Here is an 18,710-nt window from a genome sequence, read left to right on the forward strand (position 1 = left end):
CCTCGCGCAGCACCCCCGTGGTGCGTCAGACACGAGCGCGCCCACCCGGAAAGCACCCGCCCCACGGCCCCACCACCGTTCGGGGGCCCAGCATCCACGACCAGCTCACACTGTTCGCAATGCCCGAAACGGCCAACACCGGCCAATCAACCTAGGAACGGTCTGACATTCCACGGGGTGTGGAGGGGGTGCCCCGGCTTCAGCGGAGTGCCGCGCCCTCAGCCCAGCCGTACGTCCTGCCACACCAGCCGGTGGTCCGACGTCGGGACGTCGGCGCCGCCGCCGACCAACCGGTACAGCGGATCGTCCGGCGTCGGCCAGAAGATCCCGTTCCCGGCCGGGACGAGGCCGCGGGACGGGATGACGTGGTCGACGCGGAGGTTGCCGGGGGCGTTGTCGTTGAAGTCGGCGGTGTCGTAGGCCGGATTGCCGGTGTGGGAGGCGTTGGCGCCGCCCTGGAGACGGGCCGCCTCCGCGCCGCCCGCGGCGGCAGGAGGCGTGGCAGGCAGGTTGACCGCCTTGTGGTCGAGGAGCTGAAGGATGGCCTTGTCGTAACTGTCGCCGTCGTGCGGGTCGGCGTTCAGATCACCCGCGATCACAAACCGCGCGCCGGGCCGCAGACCGCCCCGTACACCCTTGTCGTCGTAGAGGTACGCGCTACGGCGGCGACCACCGATGTAGTCCGCCCAGAGACGGATCTCATCGTGGTTGCGACGGCCGTTACGGTCCTCCGGGCCGTCGAAGGTGGGCGGAGTCGGATGCGAGACGAGGAAGTGGACGGTCGAGGACCGGCCGAGGCCGAGCCGGATGGGCAGATCCCAGTGGCTCTTGGAGGAGAGCCGGAAGATCGCCCGGGCCGCCTCGCTGTAGTACCCCGGCGGCATGACGTTCCCCGGCATGTCCTTCCACAGGAAGCGCTGGAACGTACGGGCCGCCCGGACATCGATCGGGTACTTGGAGAGCACGAGCATCCCGTACTGCCCGGGAAACCAGCCGTACCCGAACGCGTCCTGCCCGTACGCATCGGACCCCGGCGTGGTGACGGCACCGTTCTTGCCGTCGAGGTCCACCCCGGAGGCCACACCCGTGTTCACCGGCGCGGTGAAGCGGAACGGATAACGGACCGGCTTCGCCCCGTTCTGACCGACCGCCAGGTAGTTGCGCAGGAACAGTCGGGCCGCCGCGCCGTCCTCGCCGTAGTCGAACTCGTTGATCAGCAGGACGTCCGGGTCGACGCGCTGAATCGTCTCGGCGGCGTTCCGCGCCTGCTGGTTGTCCGGCGTGGACAGGTCCTTGACGAGGGCGCCCTCAGCGCCACGGTTCAGCGAGGCGTTGAAGGTGGCGAAACGGACGGTCCGTCGGTACGAGTTCGCGGGCGCGGCGGACGCGTTCGCACTGAACGCCGTCGTACCCGCCAGCGCGGCGCCGCCAAAACCGGCGAGCGCGGCACGGCGCGAGAACGGTGGACGCTGCGGTCTGGGGTGGTTCATCGGGGCTCCGGAGAAGGAGGGGGAACACGTGAACTCCCGTAGTCTCTGCGCGTAGACGCCGCCCCCACAAGGGGGTTGGGAATTCTCTCGGGTTGACGGTGAAGCGGGTCTGTCGGACAGCCGACACCACGGTGTACGCCCGTCGAACCAGGCCTCGGGAAAAGAACTGGCCCCGCTTCCGCCCGCGGGCGACGATGACCCCATGCTCAGCACCCTGCTCGCTTTCCTCGGCGCCTGTCTGCTCATCGCCGCCTCGCCCGGCCCGAGCACCGTACTGATCATCAAGCAGTCGATCCGCAGCAGACGTTCCGGCTTCCTGACCGTGCTCGGCAACGAAACCGGTGTCTTCGTCTGGGGGATCTGCGCCGCGTTCGGGTTGACGGCGCTGCTGGCGGCATCGGAAGTGGCGTACGACGTGATGCGCATCGTCGGCGCCGTCATACTCGTCGTCTTCGGTGTGCAGGCGCTGTGGCAGGCGCGGCACGTCAAGGGCGCGGCGGACGCGGACGGAGAGGAAGCCGCCGAGCAGAGCGGCTGGTCCTCCTACCGGGGCGGGCTGCTGCTCAACCTCGCCAATCCCAAGGCCGCGATCTTCGCAATGTCCTTTCTGCCGCAATTTGTTCCTGAGGGGGCGCCGCATCTGCCCACCATGGTGGGGCTCGCCGCGCTCTGGGCGGTCTTCGAGGTCGGCTACTACGGCCTGTACGTGTGGTTCGTGGGCCGGATGAAGACGGTGCTGTCCCGGGCGGGGGTACGGCGCAGGCTTGAGCAGGTCTCCGGAGGCGTACTGCTGCTTCTGGGTGCGCGGCTGGCGCTGGAGAGCTGATACGCGCGCTGAAGGCCGGAGTCACCACTGCGTCTGCTCGGCCACGCGGAACTGCCGCCGGGCGTAAGGGAGTTCAGGTCCAGGACGGATCGGCCGCATGGGCGTCGGCCGATCCGTCCCGGGGCTCTGGCACCGCAGGTGACATGGCAGCCTCAGTCGCCTCTACCGCCTCCACCGCCTCCGTCGGAAGTTCGGCCCATACGATGCGGCCGGTCCCCTGCGGTGCGTCCCGGACCCCCCAGTCGCTGCTCAGCATGCCTACGAGCAAAAGCCCGCGACCACCTTGGTCGTCGGGCTTCGGCTGTCTGCGTGCGGGGAGCGTACGGCTGCGGTTCTGGTCCTCGACCTCGAGATGGATCAGGTCGCCGGCGGTGCGGAGTCTGCACACGATCAGGTCGCTCTCCGTGTGCGTGAGCGCGTTGGTGACGAGCTCGGAGGTCACCAGTACGGCGTTGTCGCAGGTCTCGCGGCTGATGCCCCACTCACTCAGCAGCTCCCGCACATTCCGGCGGGCCGCGGCCACCGAGACGGGGACGGCGGGCAGGCCGAACACGCCTGCCTTGTGGAGGAGTTCGTCACCGGAAAGTCGGCCCAAGGACTGAGGGAAGGAGGGCGAAACCATCGCCGTACGCCTTTCGTCTGCAGAGCACAACACTCCGAGTCGCGGGCCGTGATCCCCCAACTGGACCGCATAGCCCCTTCGTTCACCGTCCGGGACGTACCACCACTCTGACACCTGCCGACAACGTCTCGCAACCAGCAAGTTGAAAATTGCATTTTGTAGGGCGCAGACCGCCCTCGTCGACGATGATCGTGACAGACTGCGATGCATTGGCCCGGACTGCGGGTGAGGAGGTAGGGCGTGACCTCGGAAACCGACTGGGGCGGCGCGCCTTCCGTCCTGCGCATGATCCTGGGCAAACAGCTGGAGGAGCTGCGCAACCGGGCCGGTCTGACGTACGAGCAGGCGGCCATGGCGATCGGGGTCAGCCACTCCACGATCCGCCGGATGGAGTCCGCCAAGGTGGCCCGGCTCAGGCTCGCGGACGCCGAGAAGCTGCTCCAGATCTACGGCGTCAAGGACCAGCAGGAGATCGACACCTTCCTGAAGTCGGTCCGCGAGGCCAACAAGCGCGGCTGGTGGCACACCTACCGTGACGTACTGCCCGACTGGTTCGCCGCGTATCTGAGCCTGGAGCAGGCGGCGTTGCAGATCCGGGCGTACGAGGCGCAGTTCGTGCACGGACTGCTGCAGACAGAGGCGTACGCGCGCGCCCTGCTCGGCGCGGGCAATCCGCACGCTCCGGAGGAGGCGACGGAGCGCCGGGTCGCGCTGCGCATGCAGCGTCAGGAACTGCTGTCCCGTCCGAACCCGCCCCGCGTGTGGATCGTGATGGACGAGACGGTGCTGAGGTGGCCGGTCGGGGGACCCGAAGTGATGCGCGCCCAGGTCGACCACCTGATCGCGCTGAACGCGCTACCCCATGTGACCGTACAAATCATGCCGTTCAGCAACGGTCCGCATCCGGCGATGCGGGCCGGCGCCTTCCATCTCTTCCGGTTCAGGGCCAGGGAGTTGCCCGACATCGTGTATCTCAGCGGCCTGGTCGGCGCTGTGTATCTCGACAAGGCCGACGACGTCCTGGTCTATCGCGAGGCCCTGGACCGGCTGGGCGCCCAGTCGACGCCCGCCAGCAGGACCGAGGCTCTCCTCGGTGCGATACGCAAGGAGCTCTGACGTGCACCACCACCACATACGCAATGGCATGCCGGCCCGTGATCTCGGCGCGCAGGACTGGCACAAGCCGTGGAGCGACGACGCGGGCGGCGCCTGCCTCGAAGTGAAGAAGCTGGGCGACGGAAGGGTGGCGGTGCGTCAGTCCACCGACCCCGGCGGTCCTGCGCTGGTCTTCACCGACCGCGAGATCACCAGCTTCCTGGCGGGTGTGAAGGCGGGCGACGCCGACTTCCTGCTCTGATTCAACCGCTGTTCCGAAACACCCGTAAGTGAGATCTGAAACCCCTGGCACCCGAAACACCCTTGTTGACCTACGACTTGATGGGAGGGCCGCGTTGTCCGACAACGGATGGCCTGCCGACCGAATCGACACCGAGAGCGCGCACTCCGCGCGTATCTACGACTACATCCTCGGCGGAAAGGACTACTACCCCGCCGACAAGGAAGCCGGCGACGCCATGTCGCATGAGTGGCCCGCCCTGCCGGTCCACATGCGGGCCAACCGCGACTTCATGAACCGCGCGGTGCGGTGGCTGGCCGAGGAGGCGGGGATGCGCCAGTTCCTCGACATCGGCACGGGCATCCCCACCTCCCCCAACCTCCACGAGATCGCCCAGTCGGTGGCCCCCGAGTCCCGAGTCGTCTACGTCGACAACGACCCCATCGTCCTCACCCTCTCCCAGGGCCTGTTGGCCAGCACGCCCGAGGGCAGGACGTCGTACATCGAGGCCGACTTCCAGCACCCGGAGGCCATCCTCGACTCCGCCGAGTTCCGCGACACCCTCGACCTGTCCAAGCCGGTCGCGCTGACCGTCATCGCGATCGTCCACTTCGTCCTCGACGAGGACGACGCGGTAGGCATCGTCCGCCGCCTCCTCGAACCCCTCCCCTCCGGCAGCTACCTCGCGATGTCCATCGGCACCGCGGAGTTCGCGCCGGAGGAGGTGGGCCGGGTCGCGCGCGAATACGCGGCGCGCAACATGCCGATGCGGTTGCGTACGTTCCCGGAGGCCGAGGAGTTCTTCGAGGGCCTCGAACTGGTCGAGCCGGGGATCACGCAGGTGCACAAGTGGCGTCCGGACGGCAGCGATTCGGAGCCGATCCAGGATGAGGACATCGCTATGTACGGGGCGGTTGCCCGTAAGCCCTGAGCCAGGCCGTGTCCTGGCCCGTAGGCACCGTTGAATGTTCCATTCAGCATCTCTAGCATCGCTCGGTGGGTCCATTCACCCACCGAGGAGATCCCGTGCTCTCAGCCACTCGTGTCAGAGGTAGGAGTAGGAGACGGACGCGGCGACCGGCGATGCTGGTCGCCGCGCTGCTGACGGCCGCGGGGGTGGCGGCCCCGCAGCCGTCGTACGCGGCGGAGCGGCCGCCGAGCACCGTGCCGAAGGTGTGGCCGACTCCCCAGAGCATGAAGGCCGGTTCGGGCCGACTCACCGTCCCCGACCGGGTCGTGGAGGTCGTCGGCCGTCGGACCGACCCGTCGGCCCGGCGACTCGTCGAGTCCGTTCTGCGCGACGCCGGAGCCGACAAGATCATCACCGTGAGTGACGGTGACAAGACCCCCGCCGCCGGGCTCACGGTCTACGTGGGCGGCCCGGACGAGAGCGGCGCCACCGGGAAGGCGCTGAAACGGCTGGGCGCCGAGCCGCCGACCGGCCTGGCCTCGGGCGGCTACGTCCTGGCGTCCGGGCGCAAGGACGGACGGGCCCTCGTCGCTCTGTCCGGCGTCGACACCACCGGCACGTTCTACGCGGCCCAGACCCTGCGCCAGCTCGTCACCAAGACGCACGGATCCCGTTCCGTAATCCCCGAAGTGACCGTGCGGGACTGGCCGGCAGCCGCGCTGCGCGGGGTCATCGAGGGTTTTTACGGCACCCCTTGGTCGCACGCCGAGCGGCTGAACCAGCTGGACTTCTACGGCCGTACGAAGCAGAACGTCTACGTCTACTCGCCCAAGGACGACCCGTACCTGCGGGCGAAGTGGCGCGACACGTACCCGTCCGCCGAACTGACCCGGATCGAGGAACTGGTCGACCGGGCCGACGCCAACCACGTCCGCTTCACCTACGCCCTGTCGCCGGGACTGTCGGTCTGCTACTCCTCGGACGCCGACATCAAGGCCCTCACCGCCAAGTTCGACTCGCTGTACGACATCGGCGTGCGCTCCTTCGCGATCCCGCTCGACGACATCAGCTACACGAAGTGGAACTGCGACGCCGACGAGAAGGAGTTCGGCACCGGTGGCGGCGCGGCGGGCACGGCACAGGCCCAACTGCTCAACCAGGTGTGGCAGGACTTCTCCGCCGACCACTCCGGCCTGCAACCGCTGGAAATGGTCCCCACCGAGTACTCCGACCTCGCCGACTCCCCCTACAAGAAGGCGCTGCGGGAGAAGCTGGACCCCTCCGTGGTGGTGGAGTGGACCGGCGTCGGCGTGATCGCGCCGACCATCACCGCCGACCAGGTCGAGCAGGCCCGCAAGGTGTACGGCCACCCGATCCTGATCTGGGACAACTACCCCGTCAACGACTACGTCACCAGCCGCCTGCTCCTCGGCCCCTACACCGGCCGCGAACCCGGCGTGGCCGCGGCGGCAACCGGAGTGACCGCCAACCCCATGGTCCAAGCCGAGGCGAGCCGGATCGCCCTGTTCACCTCCGCCGACTACCTCTGGAACCCGGACGCCTACGATCCCCGTACGTCCTTCCTCGCCTCCGTCCGCGACCTCGGCGGACCCGCGGCGGCGAAATGGCTGCGGATCTTCGCCGAGAACAACTACTCCTCGCTGCTCGACGCGACCGAATCGCCCACGCTCACCCCGCTCATCGCCGCCTTCCGCAAGGCGTACGAGCAGGACAGCGGCCTCGACCAGGCCGCCGAGGCGCTCAGGGCGTACTTCTCCGACATGGCCGCCACGCCCCGCGAACTGCGCGCCCGGCTCGACAACCCCGGCTTCCTGACGGAGACATCCGCCTGGCTGGACAAGCTCGGCCGCTACGGCACGGCGGGGCAGACGGCCGTGGACCTGCTCCTGGCGAACAAAGAGGGTGACGCCGACGCGGTCGCCACGTACGGGAAGAAGCTCAGGGCCGAGCGCAAGGAGCTGGACGCGTTTCCCCAGCAGGTCTCGCCGGGAGTGATGGACCAGTTCCTCTACACGACGGTGATCGAGAACGCGCCCGACCCCGGCGTCGACATCTCCTTCGATCCCGGTGCCCTCGCGCTGAAGCCCGGCGCGACCGAGACGGTGACCCTGGCTCTGACCGACAAGCGGTCCACGTCCGCCCGGACGGTCTCCTGGAAGCTCGACGTGCCCGACGGCGTCACCGCCTCACCCGACGAGGGCACCCTGACCGTCCCCGCCGGAGGCAGTGCCTCCGCCACCGTCACCTTCACGGCGCGGGACGGCGCCGCAGACGGGGTCCGCTCCGTCGTGGCGACGGGCTCGGCGGACGGCACGGCCGTCCTGGACCGGGCGATCCCGGTCCAGGTCGGCGACGGCGCGGGCACGCCGCGGGCGCTGACGGCCAACTTCAGCGGCGCTTCGGTGAGTTCGATCGACCTGGACTCCGGGAAGAGCACCAGCATCTCGGTGGGCAGCAACCCCGGTGAGGTGATCCTCAGCGCGGACGGGCGTACCGCCTACGCCGCCAACCAGGGCTCGAACTCGGTCAGTGTCATCGATGTGGCACGCGGCACGGTCACCGCCACGGTCGCAGTGGGCCGCGTCCCGGCCGGGCTCGCGCTCACGCCGGACGGCGGCACGCTCTGGGTCGCCAACTACTCCGACAACACGGTCCAGCCGGTGGACACCGCCGACCTCAAGGCGGGCACCCCCGTCCCGGTCGGCTCCGGCCCGGAGAACATGGCGGTCACGCCTGACGGCAGGACGCTGTACGTGGCCGACATCCACGACAACACCGTCACGCCGGTCGACCTGGCCACCCAGAAGGCCGGCGCTCCCATTCCGGTGGGCCCCCGCCCCTTCAACGTGGTGGCCGCACCCGACGGCAGGACGGTGTACGTGTCCAACTCCGGCGGTTCGACGGTCACTCCGATCGACACGGCCACCAACGACACCGAGCCGACGCTCCTGGTCTCCGGCCAGGCCTACGGTCTCGCCCTGTCCCCGGACGGACGGACCCTGTGGGTCAGCCCCAGCACCGGCGACACCGTCACCCCCGTCGACACGGTCACCGGCGCCCCCGGCACCACGATCAAGGTCGGCAGATCCGCCTTCGACGTCGCCCTGGACTGGAACGGCGCGAAGGCCTACGTCACCACCGCCGACGGAAACGTCCTGGTCCCGGTCGACACCTCGTCGGGCACCACCGGGCCGCCTCTGGCCACCGGCGCCTATCCGCTCGCGGTGGCGCTCACACCTGTACCGGTGGAGTAGCCGGCGCCGACTCGCGACGCGACGGATGCACGCCGCGGCCCGAGGTCAACCTGAAGAGTTCCAGGTTCGGGCTGACGCGCTCTGCCCCTAGCTTGGCCGAGGACAGAAATGACAATCCTCAACGGGGAGTTGACCTGATGAGCAAGCTTCATCGTCTGGCCGGAGCCACAGCCGCATCCGCGATCATGATCGGAACCCTGGGGGCGTCGCCTGCTGCTGCCGCCACCCCGCCCGAACTACCTGTCGCCGTCCAGGGCGCATGCGGCGGCACGGCAATCGACAGGGTCTCGGTCGTCGTCGACAAGGGGTACATCAGGAGGACTTACTACAAGTCTTCCTCCGTCGTAAAGACCGTGCCCCGGGACGCGTCCTTGGCTTTCTTCGAGGGCCACAGGAACAGCCACGGAAATGAGTGGTTCAAGGTTCAGTACTCTGACCGTACGAACGACTGGTGTGGCTGGATCTACGCAGGTTCCGTCTGGTGGGAGGACTGAGCAGCGTTCCTGATCGGTGATCACACGGGAGCCGGCGCATGGCAGCAGAGCCTCTTGGTAGCTCGGGTTGGTAGCTCGAAGGTGCGAAACAAACCAAGCACCAGGCGGCCCTGCTGCCGCGGCCTTTCGCGCTCACGTGCGTGGAGCCCAACTCGCCTTCCCGGCGGTTATGCCGGGCCAGTCATCCGCTGCGTGACCGTCCCCCGCACGTAGCGCCGTCCGGTGTCGATGCCGCCCCGCGAGGGCGTCGCACTTCCGGACCACGCCGTCCTGCGATGCGGGCAGGAGCAAGTCCTTCAGTTCCAGCCGGGTTCGGCGGGCAGGCGGCAGCGCACCTGCTTCCCGATTGCCGAGCGCCGTACGTGCCATCCCGGCGCGAGGAGGTCGACCAGCCCGAGCCCTCGCCCGGTCTCCGCCTCCGCGCTGTCGAGCGGTGTCGCTCGGCGCCTGGGCAGGGCGCTGGGGTCCGGGTCGTGGACGTTCACCGCGACGCCGTGCGACGTCACGTACACCTCGACCACGAGCGGTACGTGATCGCCGTACGCCCGTACCGAGTTGCCGACGAGTTCGGAGAGGACGAGCTGGGCGGAGTCGACGGTGTCGGCCTTCATGCCCTGTGCCAGCAGTTCAGTGCTTGTCAATTGACGTACCTGGCACAGGTTTTGAGGCGAGGCGCAGACGTGCGCGGCGAAGCCGTGGGGGCGGGAGCGGACGTAGAAGCCGGGAATGGTTCGTACATGGGCTGTGGCGGTGTCGAGGAGTGTGGTGAGGGGCGGAGGGGGCTGCATGGCGTGGGGTCTCCCTGGTCGGCGATCGGAACGGTCCCAGCTTCAGCTACCCGCGAGCTTTTCTCCCTTGGGTAGAAAACTTCCGACCCGAATGAGTGAAGCTCTCGCGATGGTGTGCGATCTCCTCGCGGGCGTTGCCAGACTCCGCACATGCCCAACTCGCCACTCGTACCGACCGTTCGACGCCGCCGACTGGGCGCGAGCCTGCGGCGCCTGCGTAACGAAGCGGGGATGACGCTCGACGCCGCCGCTGGAGCCATGGGCTGGAGGGCGCCGAAGCTCTCGAAGATCGAGAGTGCCACCCAGTCGATCAGGCCCGCGGATGTCGACTCCCTGCTGACGGTCTACGGCGTGGAAGACACCCGGGTGAGGGGCGCTCTGGGCGCCCTGGCGCGCGACGCCGGGAAGAAGGGCTGGTGGCAGACGTACAGCGCGATCGTCTCGCCCACCTACGCCGACTACATCTCCCTCGAAGCGGACGCCGAGATGATCTGCGCGTGGTCCCCGCTGGTCGTGCCCGGGCTGCTGCAGACCGCGGCCTACGCGCGCGAGACGATCGCCGGCGTGACGACGTCACGCACGCCGGAGGAGGTCACCGCCCTGGCGGAGGTACGGATGGCCCGGCAGTCCGTACTCTCCCGTCCGGGTACGGCTCCGGAACTGTGGGCCATCGTCCACGAGGCAGCGCTGCACCAGCGCTTCGCGGTGCGTCCCCCGACCATGCGCGAGCAACTCCGGCGGCTCCTCGACGTGTCGGACATGCCGAACGTCACCGTTCAGTTGATGCCGCTGGACTCCACCGCGCACCCCGGCGTGGTGGGCGGCTTCAACCTGACCGGATTTCCCCAACCCATGCCATCTGTAGTGCTCTTGGAAAACCTGAGCGGCGCGACGTACGTTGAGGGCGACGACGCGACGCCCTTCGCCAAGGCCTTCGAACGCATCCGTGCGACGGCGCTTCCCGTGGAGGACTCGCTCGCGAGGATCGCCGAGTTGGAAGAGGCCCACCGGAAGTGACCGACCACAAGGCCGAGTTGTACGCATCCGACCTCGCCGTCGCGATCTGGCGCAAGGCATCCGCCAGCGGCGCGGAGCATGACTGTGTCGAGATCGCCGAGAACATCCCCGCCCTCATCCCGGTCCGCGACAGCAAGCGCCCCACCGGCCCAGTGATCACCTTCACCGCCCACGCCTGGCGCACCTTCATCGCCCACCTTGACTGAGACCGGCGATATTCGTTTCGTGCTGGGTGGGAAGCGCCTTACCGTGGCGCGGTGGCGATTCGGGTGATCATTCTCAACGGTGGTTCCAGCTCGGGGAAGTCCGGGATCGTGCGGTGTCTGCAGGCCGAACTGCCGGATCCGTGGCTGGCGTTCGGGTGCGACTCGTTCGTCGACGCGCTGCCCGCGAAGATGCAGTCGTCGGAGGAAGGGATCGCGTTCGCGGCGGACGGCGGGGTGAGCGTCGGGGCGGACTTCCGGGCACTGGAGGCGGCCTGGATGGAGGGCGTCGTGGCGATGGCCCGTGCGGGGGCCAGGGTCATCATCGATGACGTCTTCCTCGGCGGAGCGGCGTCCCAGGAGCGGTGGCAGAAGGCTCTGGGTGGAATGGCCGTGTTGTGGGTCGGCGTCAGGTGTGAGAGCGCGGTCGCCGCAGGCCGTGAGATCGCACGAGGCGATCGCGTCCAAGGGATGGCCGCGTTGCAGGCGGATGTGGTTCACGAGGGCGTGGTCTATGACCTGGAGGCGGACACGACGCGCACCGAGTCTGTGGTGTGCGCGAGAACCATCGCCGCCCACGTCAGCTGATCGGCCGGATCAGTTCTCCCTGACCCCGCATCGAGGCGAGATTGGGAACGAGTCGCCACGCTCAGCTGGCGGTACGCCGGATGCGCCCCGCGTAGTGCTTCTCCAGTTTCAGGTTGCTTTCGAAGCCGCCGGGGACGTTGGCCGAGACGTAGACCGGGGGGCGGTGGCCGGAGGTCAGGAGGAGGGAGGTGGCGTCGGCGACTGCCATCTGGATCAGCAGTACGCCGGTGAGGGTGGACAGGGCGCATACGGCGCCGCCGTCGGGGAGTTCGAGGAGGGCGTCGCCGGGCGGGGCCGCGTTGTCGAGGACGACGTCGGCGAGGTCGGCGAGCTTCTTGCCGCTGGGGTGGGCGGCGGGGACTGCGCGGGTGTGGGCTACCGAGGTGATGGCCAGGAGGCGGTGGCCTTGTTCCTTGGCGTGTAGGGCCATCTCCACGATCACGTTGTTCACGCCGGAGTTGGAGATGATGACGAAGAGGTCCTCGGGGCGGGGGGCGGCGAGGTCGTAAATCCGGCGGGCGACGCCGGACTTGCGCTCCAGAAGCGGGTCGTCGAGGACGGCGGGGTCTTCGCCGCCGTACAGAACGAGGTCGGCGATGGTCAGCCGGTTGGTGGGCACCAGGCCGCCGGCGCGGCCCGCGAGCTCCAGCACCATGGCCTGGGAGTGCCCGGTACCGAAGGCCTGGATGACGCCGTCCGCGCGTACGCAGTCGGCGATCAGCTCGGCGGCACGCCTCACCTCACCTCGCGCGGACCCCTTGATGCGGTCGAGGACCGCCAGGCTCTCGCGCGCGAACCCGTCGGCGTTCACGGAGTCAGCGCTCACGGAGTCGCCGTTCACGGACTCGACAGACACGGGGTACTCCCCACCGGTGGATTGAACCACCATCGCGTACATCCATACGTGAATGAATAAAACACAGAGGGCGATCGTCGGGCAACATCCACCCCCGTGCCCGCCCCGTGCACACCCGCTCGCTCACCACGCGCTCACAGCAGCCCGTACCCGCCGAGGTCCTTCCGGTCCTGAATTTCAACAGTCGAGTTATACGGTGGCTGTCACATTCTCAGCAGCCAGCCAGTAGCAGTACCAAGTACCAGCACCGCGTACCAGCACCACGTACCAGCACCACGTACCAGCACCAAGGAGATCGGATGCCCCCGACGGACGTCACCTCACTCATCCGCACCGAGCTGCCGCGACTGGCCGGCTCCCTGCGGAAGGTGGGTGAGCTGATCCTGGAGGATCCGGCGAGCGTCACGCACGCCTCGGCCGCCGAGCTGGGCCGCCGGACCGGGACTTCCCAGGCGACGGTGACCCGTTTCTGCCGGGCCATCGGGCTCGACTCGTACCAGCATCTGCTGATCGAACTGGCCCAGGAACGCGGTCGCGGTGAGGTCTCCGACTGGGGCAGCGCCGAGATCGGCCCGGATATCTCCCCGGACGACGACCTCGAACGCGTCGTCCAGGTCGTGGGCAGCGCCGACCTGCGCGCGGTGCAGCAGACGATCGACCGGATCGATCTCGACGCGATGGAGCGCGCGGCCCAGGCCGTCGCCCGCGCCCGGCGCATCGACATCTACGGCGTCGGCGGCAGCGGCGCGGTGGCGCAGGAGACCGAGACCCGGCTGTTCCGCATCGGCTGCTCGGTACGCGGCTGGACCGAGGTGCACGCCGCGGCCACCTCCGCGGCCCTGCTCACCCCGGCGGACGTCGCCATCGGCATCTCGCACTCGGGGGCGACCCGCGAGACCATCGAGCCGTTCGAGCTCGCCAAGTCGCGCGGTGCCACGACGGTGGCGATCACCTCCGATCCGCGCTCGCCACTTGCCAAGGCCGGCGGCATCCGGCTCATCTCCACTTCCACGGAGACCATCTTTCCCGGGCGCACCGGCAGCATCGGTGGTCGGCACTCCGTGCTGGTGCTCATCGACTGCCTGTACGTACGGGTCGCACAGCTCTCCTACCAGCGGGCCAGCTCGTCGCTGGCGCTGACCGATCACATCACGCCGCAGCATGCGGTGAAGTCCCGCCGCACTCGCTGAGCCGGACCTCTCGCGTGGGTACGCGCTGCATGGATGAACCACCAATAACGCACCCGCATGGTTGTTTGAACCAACCCCCCGGTGTCAGGATGTGGCTCCCCCGAGCCCCCTCGTAGGAGCCCCATGCGCGTCACCTCTGTCGAGTCGACCGAGCTCTTCGTCGGAACAGCCGAGCAGCCGCGCCAAGTGGTCGCCGTCGAGCTGAGCCACCTTCCCGGCCGGACCGTCCGCCTCACCGTCGAGGGCCCCGGTGTGACCGGCGAGGGCGAGGCCACCACCGCCGAGGACGGCACCGTACGCGCCGAGATCCCCGTCGCAACCGATCTCCCCGTCGGCGACCGTCGCGAGATCACCATCACAGCCGCCGACGGAGGCCAACTCGCCTACCACACCAGCGAGTTCACCGTCGCCGAACCCGGCTGGACCATGTTCATGGTCAGCCACTTCCACTACGACCCCGTCTGGTGGAACACCCAGGCCGCGTACACCGAGACCTGGGACGTCGCCGACGACCCCGCCTCCACCGGCCTCCCGGCGCGCACCTTCGACTCGCGCGGCCAGTCCGGGATGAGCCTCGTGCGGGCCCACTGCGACCTGGCGCGGCGCGATCCGGCGTACACCTTCGTGCTCGCGGAGGTCGACTACCTGAAGCCGTACTGGGACGCCTTCCCGGAGGAGCGCGCCTTTCTGCGCGAACTGATCCGCACCGGTCGTGTGGAGATCATGGGCGGTACGTACAACGAGCCCAACACCAATCTCACCGGCGCCGAGGCGACCGTACGCAACGCCGTGTACGGCGACGGCTTCCAGCGAGCCGTCATGGGCGCGTCGCCGGAAACCGCCTGGCAGTTGGACGCCTTCGGGCACGATCCCCAGTTCCCGGGGCTGATGGCGGACGCGGGGCTGAGCTCCAGCTCATGGGCGCGCGGGCCCTTCCATCAGTGGGGGCCGACGCTGTCCGTCTTCGGGGAGGAGCCGCGGGATCCGAACCGGATGCAGTTCCCGGCGGAGTTCTCGTGGATCGCTCCCTCGGGGCGCGGGCTGCTGACCGCGTACATGGTCAACCACTACGGGGCGGGCTGGGCGATCGACAACGCGCCCACCCTCCCCCGGGCCGAGCAGGCCGCGTACAAGCTGTTCAAGGGGCTCAAGCAGGTGGCGCTCACGCGCAATGTGCTGGTTCCGGTCGGCGGGGACTACGCGCCGCCGTGCCGTTGGGTGATGGACATCCACCGGGACTGGAACGCCCGTTACGTCTGGCCCCGCTTCGTCAGCGCGATCCCGAGGGACTTCTTCGCCGCCGTACGGGCGCAACTCGACGAGGAAGGCCGCAAGGCCTCGCCGCAGACGCGGGACATGAACCCCGTCTACACCGGCAAGGACGTCTCGTACATCGACACCAAGCAGGCCCAGCGGTACGGGGAGACGCTGCTCGCCGACGCGGAGGCGTGGGCGACGCTCGCCTCGATGGTCACCGGGCATCCGTATCCGGACGCGGCGCTCGACAAGGCGTGGCGGCAGCTGATCTACGGAGCGCATCACGACGCCATCACCGGTTCCGAGTCCGACCAGGTCTATATCGACCTGCTGACCGGCTGGCGGGAGTTGTACGACCTGGCCGGCACGGTGCACGCCGACGCGACCGATGCCCTGGCCGGGCGGGTCGCCCAGCTCCCCGGCGGCGCCCCGGACTTGGTTGTCTTCAACTCCGCCACCCGGGAGCGGCGGGACGTTCTCACCGTGGCCGACCCGGGTCTCGTACCGCTCGACGACACCGGTCTGCCGCTGCCCGCCGTACGCGACGACGATGGCCAACTCCGCGTGGTCGTACCGCAGGTGCCGGGCATGGGCCTGCGCGCCCTGCCGCTCGCCGAGGGCACCGTGCCCGGGTGGACGCCCGGCGAAAGCACCACGATCCGCAACGAGTTCTACGAGGTGACCGTCGATCCGGCGCGCGGCGGGGGCGTCAGCCGGTTGCGCGCGATGGCGGAGGGCGGCCGCGACCTGCTGAGTGCCGGGGACATCGGCAACGAGCTGGTCGTGCAGGAGGAGTACCCGAGGCACCCGCGTTTCGGTGAGGGCCCCTGGCATCTCACGCCGACCGGCACGACCGTCGCCCGCAGCGGCGAGGTGACCGCGGACGTACGGGTCGAGCACTCGCCCGCCGGATCCCGTGTCACCGTCACAGCCGATCTCGGCCTCTTCCGCTACACGCAGCGGCTGTGTCTGTGGAAGGGGGTCGCGCGGCTGGACGTGTCCACCACCATCGACGGGTACGACGGCGCCGACCGGCTCATCCGGGTGCGGTGGCCGTCGGATGTACGGGGCGGGCTGCCGGTGCACGAGGTCGCGGACGCGGTGATCGGGCGCGGGTTCGGGTTCGTGGACGTGGACAGCGAGCAGTTCCCGTGGACGTTGGACAACCCGGCCAACACGTGGTTCGGGCTCGGCTCCACCGCGCGGACCGAACTCCGGGACGACGCGGGCGCGTTGCTCGGGCACCGGTCGATCGGGGTCGCCGAGTTGATCTACGCCTCCTGGGAGGAGGCCGGCGAGCTCGGGGCCCCGCTCGCGGCGGCCCTCGTCCGCGCGGGCGTCACGGCGACCTCGACGATCGCGGACGGTCCTCGGTACGGCGACTTGGAGGTCGACTCCAACCTCCCCGACATCCGTATCGCCGTCGGCGCCCCCGAACGCAACGCTGTGGTCGCCGAGGCGCTGGGCTGGGACCCGGCCGCCGGGCGCGAACTGCGGCGGCAACTGGCCGAGCAGGGAGTGGCGGCGGTGTGGGTAGCGCCGCGCGCAGGGCTGCGCGAAGAGTGGATTCCAGGGGCGGACCTCCGTGACCTGGAGCGGCTGCCGCTCCTCGTGGTCGCGGGCGCCCGCCCCGAGGACGACGCGAAGGCGGTCGCCGAGCTGGTGGCGGACCTGGAGGACGCGACGGTACGGGCCACCGCGGCGGGCGGTGGAGAGGCCCTGCCACCGGGTGACGACTGGGACGGCCGCAGCTTCGCCGTCCTCAACCGCGGCACACCGGGCTGCGTGGTCACCTCCTCCGGCGACCTCTACATGTCCCTGATGCGCTCCTGCACCGGCTGGCCCTCGGGCATCTGGATCGACCCGCCGCGCCGCACCACCCCCGACGGCTCGTCCTTCCAGCTCCAGCGCTGGTCCCACACCTTCGAGTACGCGGTGCTGGGCGGCGAGGGCGACTGGCGCGAGCTCCAACTCCCGCAGGCGGGCCATGAGTTCAACCATCCGCTGACGGCGCGGTTGCGTACGGCCCCAGGCCAGGCAGCGGACGGCCCCGTACTGCCGAGGCGGACGGCTCTGCTGGCGCTCGAGCCGGAGGGCCGGGTACTGCTCGACGCGCTCAAGCCGCTCGGCTCTCCGCTGGCGCGGGGCAGTGTGACACCGGCCGACCCGGTACGTGGGGTCGCGGTGCGCATGCATGAGGTATCGGGCCGCCCGGTGCGAGCGCGGGTGCGCGGGCCGCTGCCTTGGACGGACGGCTCGCGGGCCGACGTCTTGGAGACCCCGCAGGAGCCGCTGGTCCCGGAGGACGGTGCCCTCGGCGTCGGGCTGACCGGGTTCGAGGTCGCCACGGTCCTGGCGACGCCCGGCGACCCGGCAGGCGCGGGCTCCCCCGGCGCGACGCCGGGGCCCGGGATCGCCGCGTACGAACCCGCCCAGCCCGTCCCCACCCGGTACTGGCTGCACAACTCCGGCCCCGCGCCGCGCGGGAACATGCCCGTGACCGTGTACGCCTCCCCGAGCACGCTCACCGTCGACGGGCGGCGGCCCGTCACCGCGACCGTGCGGATCGCCTCGGAGCTCACCGACGCACCGGTCTCGGGCGACGTGACCCTGCACGTACCGCCCGGCTGGCTCGCCGAGCCCGCCCGACTGCCGTACGCGCTGGGCCCCGGCGGATTCACCCTCGCCGAGGTCACCGTGACGCCCGCCCCCGGCGCCGTACCCGGTCGGCACTGGCTCGCGGCGCGGCTGTCGTACGGCGGGCAGGTGTACGAGGATGTCGCGGCCCTCGATGTGCCGGGCGAGGGGCGCGAGGGCGAGCCGGACGGGCGTACTGGCCCAACTCTCGTGTCTTGGTTGGGAGTTGAGCGGGTACGGGTGCGCAAGGGTGAGCGGGCGCGGGTTCCGGTGGGTGTGCGCAACACGACCCGTGGTCCGATCACTGGCACCCTGTGGGCCGTTTCCTCGTGGGGCACGTGGCCGGGGGTGGTACCTGGTTGCCAGGGATTCACGGTCCCGCCCGGGGAGCAGGTGGAGTGCGCCATCGAGGTGGGCGGGCGGGCGGTGCCGCCGGGCTCGTACTGGTTGATGGCGAAAGTCGCCTGGCACGGCAGCGTCGCGTACACCGAAGCCATTCCGCTGGAGGTGACGCCGTGACGCACGTGCGCCCGCCCGACGGTGCCGCCGCCATGGTGCACGGCGAAACCCTCGCCGGGGAACGGGTGGACGCGCTACTGGAAGCCGTACCGGCACGGGATCGGGAGACACGTCCCGAGGCTCTGGCACGCGCTGAGAGGCAGCGCCGCCGATGGGCCACCCAAATCGTCGTAGCCGACGAACTGGCCCACCGCGCCTGCGCCGAGCGCGGACTCACTCCCCCTGCCCGGGCGGAGCCCCACGCGCTCGCCGTGGAAGAGGCCGACGTCGCCGACCTCGGAAGCATCGTCGCGGTCGTACTCGCCTACTCCCCCGCCGCCCGAGCCCTGCTGACCCACCTCACGGACGAGCAGGACCTCCCCGAAGCAGCCGTACAGGACTACTACGACCGCAACCGGGACCGCTTCCTCACCCAGGACGCCCTGCGGCGAGGAGTCGACCCCTTCGGCGGCTTCGGCGGCGCGGCACCGGTGGACTTCCTGCCGTACGCGGACGTACGGGAGGGCATCGCCCAAGGGCTGCGGCAGGCGGCGGGCCGCCGCGCCTTCTTCACCTGGCTGGACCGGGCCCGCGCCGGCGTCGTGTACGCCGTCGGCCACGAACACCCGGGCGACCCCTCGCACCCGGACCACGAGCACAGGCACTGACGGGCACTGACGGGCACCGACGGGCACTTGCCCGAGACCCGACGCCCGGCACCCG

At 69.7% G+C, this 18,710-nt stretch carries 16 protein-coding genes; 12 read left to right on the top strand and 4 right to left on the bottom strand.

The features are described 5' to 3' along the window. Positions 1 to 218: 218 nt before the first annotated feature. The gene (locus G6048_RS21150) at positions 219 to 1,490 is read right to left on the bottom strand and encodes an endonuclease/exonuclease/phosphatase family protein (RefSeq protein WP_165341144.1); all 1,272 of its coding nucleotides are present in this window, start codon (positions 1,488 to 1,490) and stop codon (positions 219 to 221) included. A 202-nt stretch (positions 1,491 to 1,692) separates the two neighbouring features. On the opposite strand from G6048_RS21150, the gene G6048_RS21155 reads away from it, so the two are divergent. After that, positions 1,693 to 2,316: a LysE family translocator gene (locus tag G6048_RS21155; RefSeq protein ID WP_165341145.1), complete on the top strand. Its 624-nt coding sequence runs from the start codon at positions 1,693 to 1,695 to the stop codon at positions 2,314 to 2,316. 73 nt (positions 2,317 to 2,389) lie between these two features. On the opposite strand, the gene G6048_RS21160 is transcribed toward G6048_RS21155, so the two are convergent. After that, a complete protein-coding gene (locus G6048_RS21160; protein WP_235990121.1) occupies positions 2,390 to 2,911 on the bottom strand; it encodes an ATP-binding protein in 522 nt (173 codons plus the stop codon). A 267-nt stretch (positions 2,912 to 3,178) separates the two neighbouring features. Between G6048_RS21160 and G6048_RS21165 the strand changes: the two genes are divergently transcribed. The 5 genes from G6048_RS21165 to G6048_RS21185 all read left to right on the top strand — a co-directional run bounded on the left by G6048_RS21165 (position 3,179) and on the right by G6048_RS21185 (position 8,953). After that, entirely contained in the window at positions 3,179 to 4,054 is an 876-nt protein-coding gene (locus G6048_RS21165) for a helix-turn-helix domain-containing protein (RefSeq protein ID WP_165341146.1), read from the top strand. 28 nt (positions 4,055 to 4,082) lie between these two features. Next, on the top strand, positions 4,083 to 4,295 hold the full coding sequence (locus G6048_RS21170; RefSeq protein ID WP_165341174.1) for a DUF397 domain-containing protein: 213 nt from the start codon (positions 4,083 to 4,085) through the stop codon (positions 4,293 to 4,295). A gap of 94 nt (positions 4,296 to 4,389) precedes the next feature. Then, positions 4,390 to 5,205, top strand: coding sequence for an SAM-dependent methyltransferase (locus tag G6048_RS21175; RefSeq protein WP_165341147.1), 816 nt, complete (start codon positions 4,390 to 4,392; stop codon positions 5,203 to 5,205). Between the two features lie 152 nt (positions 5,206 to 5,357). After that, positions 5,358 to 8,459, top strand: coding sequence for a beta-N-acetylglucosaminidase domain-containing protein (locus tag G6048_RS21180; RefSeq protein ID WP_165341148.1), 3,102 nt, complete (start codon positions 5,358 to 5,360; stop codon positions 8,457 to 8,459). Positions 8,460 to 8,596: 137 nt separating this feature from the next. Beyond that, positions 8,597 to 8,953 carry a hypothetical protein gene (locus G6048_RS21185; protein ID WP_165341149.1) on the top strand — a complete coding sequence of 119 codons (357 nt, stop codon included), beginning with the start codon at positions 8,597 to 8,599 and terminating at the stop codon, positions 8,951 to 8,953. A gap of 296 nt (positions 8,954 to 9,249) precedes the next feature. On the opposite strand, the gene G6048_RS21190 is transcribed toward G6048_RS21185, so the two are convergent. After that, positions 9,250 to 9,741, bottom strand: coding sequence for an ATP-binding protein (locus tag G6048_RS21190; protein ID WP_165341150.1), 492 nt, complete (start codon positions 9,739 to 9,741; stop codon positions 9,250 to 9,252). Between the two features lie 150 nt (positions 9,742 to 9,891). Between G6048_RS21190 and G6048_RS21195 the strand changes: the two genes are divergently transcribed. Genes G6048_RS21195 through cpt form a run of 3 tightly spaced genes read left to right on the top strand, consistent with a single transcriptional unit; the run spans position 9,892 to position 11,549 of the window. After that, positions 9,892 to 10,758, top strand: coding sequence for a helix-turn-helix domain-containing protein (locus tag G6048_RS21195; RefSeq protein ID WP_165341151.1), 867 nt, complete (start codon positions 9,892 to 9,894; stop codon positions 10,756 to 10,758). After that, positions 10,755 to 10,964 (top strand): DUF397 domain-containing protein, encoded by a 210-nt coding sequence (locus G6048_RS21200; RefSeq protein ID WP_165341152.1) that lies wholly within the window; start codon positions 10,755 to 10,757, stop codon positions 10,962 to 10,964. The genes G6048_RS21195 and G6048_RS21200 overlap by 4 nt, the downstream gene beginning before the upstream one ends. A gap of 51 nt (positions 10,965 to 11,015) precedes the next feature. Continuing rightward, positions 11,016 to 11,549, top strand: a complete 534-nt coding sequence (cpt, locus tag G6048_RS21205; protein WP_165341153.1) for a chloramphenicol phosphotransferase CPT — start codon at positions 11,016 to 11,018, stop codon at positions 11,547 to 11,549. Positions 11,550 to 11,610: 61 nt separating this feature from the next. Here cpt and G6048_RS21210 read toward each other — a convergent pair whose 3' ends face one another. Continuing rightward, positions 11,611 to 12,375 carry a sugar isomerase domain-containing protein gene (locus G6048_RS21210; protein WP_165341175.1) on the bottom strand — a complete coding sequence of 255 codons (765 nt, stop codon included), beginning with the start codon at positions 12,373 to 12,375 and terminating at the stop codon, positions 11,611 to 11,613. Between the two features lie 329 nt (positions 12,376 to 12,704). Between G6048_RS21210 and G6048_RS21215 the strand changes: the two genes are divergently transcribed. The 3 genes from G6048_RS21215 to G6048_RS21225 all read left to right on the top strand — a co-directional run bounded on the left by G6048_RS21215 (position 12,705) and on the right by G6048_RS21225 (position 18,655). Further along, entirely contained in the window at positions 12,705 to 13,595 is an 891-nt protein-coding gene (locus tag G6048_RS21215) for a MurR/RpiR family transcriptional regulator (RefSeq protein WP_165341154.1), read from the top strand. Positions 13,596 to 13,718: 123 nt separating this feature from the next. Continuing rightward, entirely contained in the window at positions 13,719 to 18,008 is a 4,290-nt protein-coding gene (locus G6048_RS21220) for a glycoside hydrolase family 38 N-terminal domain-containing protein (protein WP_165341155.1), read from the top strand. Positions 18,009 to 18,040: 32 nt separating this feature from the next. After that, the gene (locus G6048_RS21225) at positions 18,041 to 18,655 is read left to right on the top strand and encodes a peptidyl-prolyl cis-trans isomerase (protein WP_165341176.1); all 615 of its coding nucleotides are present in this window, start codon (positions 18,041 to 18,043) and stop codon (positions 18,653 to 18,655) included. Positions 18,656 to 18,710 lie beyond the last annotated feature (55 nt).

Origin of the sequence: Streptomyces ureilyticus (assembly GCF_011045025.1) — a bacterium.
Lineage (GTDB): Bacteria > Actinomycetota > Actinomycetes > Streptomycetales > Streptomycetaceae > Streptomyces > Streptomyces ureilyticus.

Excerpts from the sequence above, each read along its gene's own strand:
- G6048_RS21215 (WP_165341154.1), top strand. The coding sequence starts at position 12,705 with ATGCCCCCGACGGACGTCACCTCACTCATCCGCACCGAGCTGCCGCGA.
- G6048_RS21220 (WP_165341155.1), top strand. The coding sequence starts at position 13,719 with ATGCGCGTCACCTCTGTCGAGTCGACCGAGCTCTTCGTCGGAACAGCC.
- G6048_RS21150 (WP_165341144.1), bottom strand. The coding sequence starts at position 1,490 with ATGAACCACCCCAGACCGCAGCGTCCACCGTTCTCGCGCCGTGCCGCG.
- G6048_RS21185 (WP_165341149.1), top strand. The coding sequence starts at position 8,597 with ATGAGCAAGCTTCATCGTCTGGCCGGAGCCACAGCCGCATCCGCGATC.
- G6048_RS21180 (WP_165341148.1), top strand. The coding sequence starts at position 5,358 with ATGCTGGTCGCCGCGCTGCTGACGGCCGCGGGGGTGGCGGCCCCGCAG.
- G6048_RS21170 (WP_165341174.1), top strand. The coding sequence starts at position 4,083 with ATGCCGGCCCGTGATCTCGGCGCGCAGGACTGGCACAAGCCGTGGAGC.
- G6048_RS21225 (WP_165341176.1), top strand. The coding sequence starts at position 18,041 with ATGGTGCACGGCGAAACCCTCGCCGGGGAACGGGTGGACGCGCTACTG.
- G6048_RS21190 (WP_165341150.1), bottom strand. The coding sequence starts at position 9,741 with ATGCAGCCCCCTCCGCCCCTCACCACACTCCTCGACACCGCCACAGCC.
- G6048_RS21155 (WP_165341145.1), top strand. The coding sequence starts at position 1,693 with ATGCTCAGCACCCTGCTCGCTTTCCTCGGCGCCTGTCTGCTCATCGCC.
- G6048_RS21195 (WP_165341151.1), top strand. The coding sequence starts at position 9,892 with ATGCCCAACTCGCCACTCGTACCGACCGTTCGACGCCGCCGACTGGGC.